The sequence below is a fragment of the Streptomyces sp. NPDC037288 genome, from assembly GCF_055603265.1.
Genome location: NZ_JBVJVY010000153.1, coordinates 1 through 3,839 on the forward strand (window position 1 = coordinate 1; position 3,839 = coordinate 3,839).

A 3,839-nucleotide genomic window follows, 5' to 3' on the forward strand; every position below is an offset into this window, starting at 1 on the left:
TACCCCACCGAGCCCGGCAAAAGCGCCCCCGCACTCCCCAACACCACCAACACGACCGACGATTGATCGCCTACACCACATCAAGGGACACGACCTGAGCTCTCGCGAAGTCTGTGAAGGGCCCGGTGCGGTGGCTGTATCCCATGGGGTTGTGAGGTACGCGGATGGGGGTGGGCTGACCGCTGCGGGTCGGCGGCGCCGGGAGTTGGTACGGATGCAGGCAGCCGAACTGTTCGAGCAGAAGATCAAGCCGCCGGAAGTCGCACGGCGCCTGCGGGTGAGCCTGAAGCCGGCCTACCCGTGGCACCAGCTGTGGCGGGACGGCGGTCGTGAGGCTCTGGCCTCCCGCGGTCCGAGCGGGTCGCGATGCTGTCGGTCCCCGCGTTGTCTGGAGAAGCTGGCCGGGCATCTGGAGCAGAGGCCGGCCGCATGGCCATGCGGGACAAGGGTGATGCATGGTGCGGTGATGGAGACCTGGCATGCTTCTGCAAGCCGGACCCGAGGCCCAGAAGAGCAACTGGCTGCAGGCCGCCTGCCTTCTGCGAAGGAGGCACCGCTGATCGGCAGCAACGGTCATTCCTCAACGGAGCGGCCCCTACGGGCCTCTGGCGCGTGGTGATGGCGTGAGCGCGGGCCGCCGTCGGATCACGGGTGCGAGTCGCTCCAGATCTGTCGAACGGCCTCGGCTTGCGTCCGAAACTTCGCCGGTCGGCCAGTCCCATGGTCCTGCAAGGTCAGCCACCCATCTTTAGCTGGGCTAATCGGCTGAAATAGGATATCGATGTGTTCCGTGTAACCGCGAGCCGATCCAATAATCCAGTATGAATGATCCGTTAGATGCCTTAATCGCAACTTACTCCTGGGCCGCCGTGACTGGCCAGGACACGCCTTCCCAGATGGCCGGAGACGTTACGCTTCGCCGTGCACGCGAGGAGGCCAAGGCCGTCGGCCAGTCCCGCTCCGCAGCGGAGCCGCTGGGCGAGACGCCTGAGTAGAAAGGCAGGACGCTCTGCATTCTGGGCGGGTGAGCGTCCGCTCGAGGGGATTCGTTGATCGTGCGGCGGTGCTGAGGCCCTGCAGAGGGCCCTCGACGCGGACCTATCGGCTGGGCCCGACTCGGCACCTGGTCACTGGCCGACACGGGACCGCAGCGCCTCTTCCAGCTCCGTAAGCCTCTCGTACACGGCGGCGGCTCGCTGTACCTTGAGGAACGTGGCGAACCGCGAACGAATCCTCCCTATTGCCAAGGTCGCCCCACGGGAATGGAGGTACGGGTAGTCATCGGCAAAGGCCGAAGCATGTACACACGCCTCTTCGACACGGCCCAAATCCAGCAGCACGTTGGCCAGGCGTGCCTGGGTGAGAGCCCGTAACCGGCGTTCATGGGGCGCGCGCCACTGCACCGCCCTGCTGAAAGCAGCGACCGCACCAGCTCTGTCGCCGAGCGCGTGAAGCGTCATGCCCTGCTGGTACGCGAGTCCGGCTCTCGGATATGACGTGAACGGGCCTGCTCCGCCTGTAGTTCCGTCGAGGGCACGCTCGGCTGCGGCCAGGTCCTCGATGGCACCGTGGGCGTCACGGACGAGCGTACGAGCGTATGCCCGTTGCGCCAGCAGAAAGGCCCGCAGGTCACCGTCGTCCAATGTGCCGGCAACGTCGACAGCGGCATCCGCCAGGTCTGCCGCATACCGCGGTACCTCGAGCGAAGCAGCCTGGACGCTCATCGCCCGCAGCGCGATGGCGCGTCCCCGTCGATCCCCCTCTTTGACCGCGATTCCCGAAGCCAGCAGGTAGTAGCGCTGCGCGAGCCCATGATGCCCTGCGTCCGCAGTCATGTCCCCCATGATGTGGGCCAGTTGCCCCACCGCAATCATCACATCCGTGCGCACTGGCGGCCGTACCAGGGATGTGAGCAAACGGCCCACGTCGTCCGCTGTGTAAGCCGCCGGTACAGCTCGAGCATGGCCGCCACCGAACTGTTCTTTATACGAGGTGAAGGAATCGATCATGGCATACAGCAACTGCGCCTCGACGGTGACGGACCGCTGTCGTCCGAACTCCTCCGCGGTTGCTGTCGCGTATGCACCTGCTGTTGAAGCCACGAGAGCAGCATCTTCCTTGGTGTCAACCGGGATCTGGCGGTAGATGAGGTCGAGCAGGGGGGGCCGACGAGCAGGGTCGGCGTCAAGTCCGGCCAAGACAAGCAGTTGCTGAACCGGGTCTTCACGATCCGCCGCTGCAATGTCGAGGATGTCCATCTCCTGTGAGTCCGGTCCCGGAAGAAGTCCGGTATCCGCCACCCGCACAGGACGGCCAATACGGCGAGTCAATGTTTCGGCAACCAGGGCGGGGACGGGTGCCCTGGGGCAGGATCCGGCGAGCCAATGAGCCACCGTGGTCCGGTCGTATTGGAGGTTCAATCCTTCAAAACGGCCAATGTAATTGACAGCTTTGGCGAGGTCCGCGGCGCTCCAGCCCGCCTCCGACACAAGGCCTGCGAGCCGTGTGTTGCGCTGACGTTGGCGAGGCACCAGGCGCCTCCTCTTCCCCGGTAACTTGCTCACGCCCTCGACTGGAAGGCAAGCGTCATCAAGTCTGCGGAGCCGCTCGACCACCTCGGCAGGCGCATTTGCGCCAGCCTTGGGTGTTTTCAAGTCATTCTTTGGCCAGTAAAGATCGTTGTCCGCCGTCGGGCGAAGCTGCTGTTGAGCCTGGTAAATCAGACGAACACTGCGTGTCGGCGGGCGGCATCAACCGAACACGATGGTGCTCGGGCCCTTGGCTGATCAAGCGGCTGGCCCCCTCAGTCATCTTGCCTGCGAAGACGGGCGACGCTCCGATGAAGCTGCTGCGGCCATTCACAAGAGCCAAGAAATCCGCGATCAAGTCCCACCTCAGGCCATCAACTGGCTCGAACCGCCGGGCCCTGGTTTACCCAGTCCTGCACGGGCTGGGCTTGATGTGCTTTGACGGACATCCGCGATCACAGGTTCGGCCCCGGGAGGATGTCCGTCATGGAGAGCATGGGGAAGAAGGAGCCCCGCCCTCGCTGGTCGTTCGTGCCGGAGTTCAGGGCCGAGACCGTCGAGCTGTGCCAGCCTGATGACTGCTCGGTCGGCCAGGTCGCCGAGGACTTGGTCCGGCCGAGGCCGCGGTACTCCACTGGTCAAGCAGCCTGAGGCCGACGCGGGAGAGCGCGATGGCCTGACCAGCGGTGAACGTGAGGAGCTGGCCGCGCTGCGGCGGGAGAACCGCCGGCTGCGGGAGGACGTGGAGGTCCTCAGGCGGGCCACGGCTTTCTTCGCGGGCCCCCTGGGCACCCGGCCTGCATCAAGCCCTCGGTCCGGGCGAGGAAGACCTCATGATCGTCGGCGGCACCCTGATCCCCACCGACCGCGTCAAAGCCGACGAGCCGCACTCACCGATGAAGCATTACAAGCACGGCATGAACGTCCAGGTCATCACACGTGGCGACGGCACACCCCTATGGTTACCCCGGGCAACACCGGGCCGCACCCATGACCTGACCGCCACCCGCGCCCACGGCATCATCCAGGCCCGCGTCACCCAGCAGATCCTCATCCTCGCCGACCACGCCTACCAGGGCGCCGACTCAACCGTCCGCACCCCCTACTACCACAGCGAACAACCCGAGCACCACCAGCAGTTCAACCCTGACCACACCGACCACGAACCCCGGGTGAACATGCCTTCGCCCAGCTTTAAGACCGTGTCCTACATGGCCAGTTTGAGGAACCGCTTGTAGCAGCAGAGGGCGGATGCCAGCCCGAGAAAGGCCAGGTAGTTGCCTGGTTTCCGCTCGTAACGGTGGTTGAGAC

The 3,839-nt window shown here is 65.0% G+C and carries 2 protein-coding genes and 3 pseudogenes; 2 read left to right on the top strand and 3 right to left on the bottom strand.

Annotated elements, in window-relative coordinates; all coding sequences use genetic code 11:
• Positions 1–151 precede the first annotated feature (151 nt).
• Positions 152–430 (top strand): annotated as a pseudogene (locus ACZ7GZ_RS42570) (helix-turn-helix domain-containing protein); the annotation flags it as partial.
• A 697-nt stretch (positions 431–1,127) separates the two neighbouring features.
• Here the strand turns inward: ACZ7GZ_RS42570 and ACZ7GZ_RS42575 are convergent.
• Together ACZ7GZ_RS42575 and ACZ7GZ_RS42580 are read right to left on the bottom strand one after the other, a co-directional pair.
• Positions 1,128–2,531 carry a hypothetical protein gene (locus ACZ7GZ_RS42575; protein WP_471033167.1) on the bottom strand — a complete coding sequence of 468 codons (1,404 nt, stop codon included), beginning with the start codon at positions 2,529–2,531 and terminating at the stop codon, positions 1,128–1,130.
• Positions 2,532–2,983: 452 nt separating this feature from the next.
• Positions 2,984–3,163 (bottom strand): hypothetical protein, encoded by a 180-nt coding sequence (locus ACZ7GZ_RS42580; RefSeq protein ID WP_471033170.1) that lies wholly within the window; start codon positions 3,161–3,163, stop codon positions 2,984–2,986.
• A gap of 150 nt (positions 3,164–3,313) precedes the next feature.
• On the opposite strand from ACZ7GZ_RS42580, the pseudogene ACZ7GZ_RS42585 reads away from it, so the two are divergent.
• Positions 3,314–3,723 (top strand): annotated as a pseudogene (locus tag ACZ7GZ_RS42585) (transposase family protein); the annotation flags it as partial.
• 12 nt (positions 3,724–3,735) lie between these two features.
• On the opposite strand, the pseudogene ACZ7GZ_RS42590 reads toward ACZ7GZ_RS42585, so the two are convergent.
• Positions 3,736–3,839 (bottom strand): annotated as a pseudogene (locus ACZ7GZ_RS42590) (IS5/IS1182 family transposase); the annotation flags it as partial.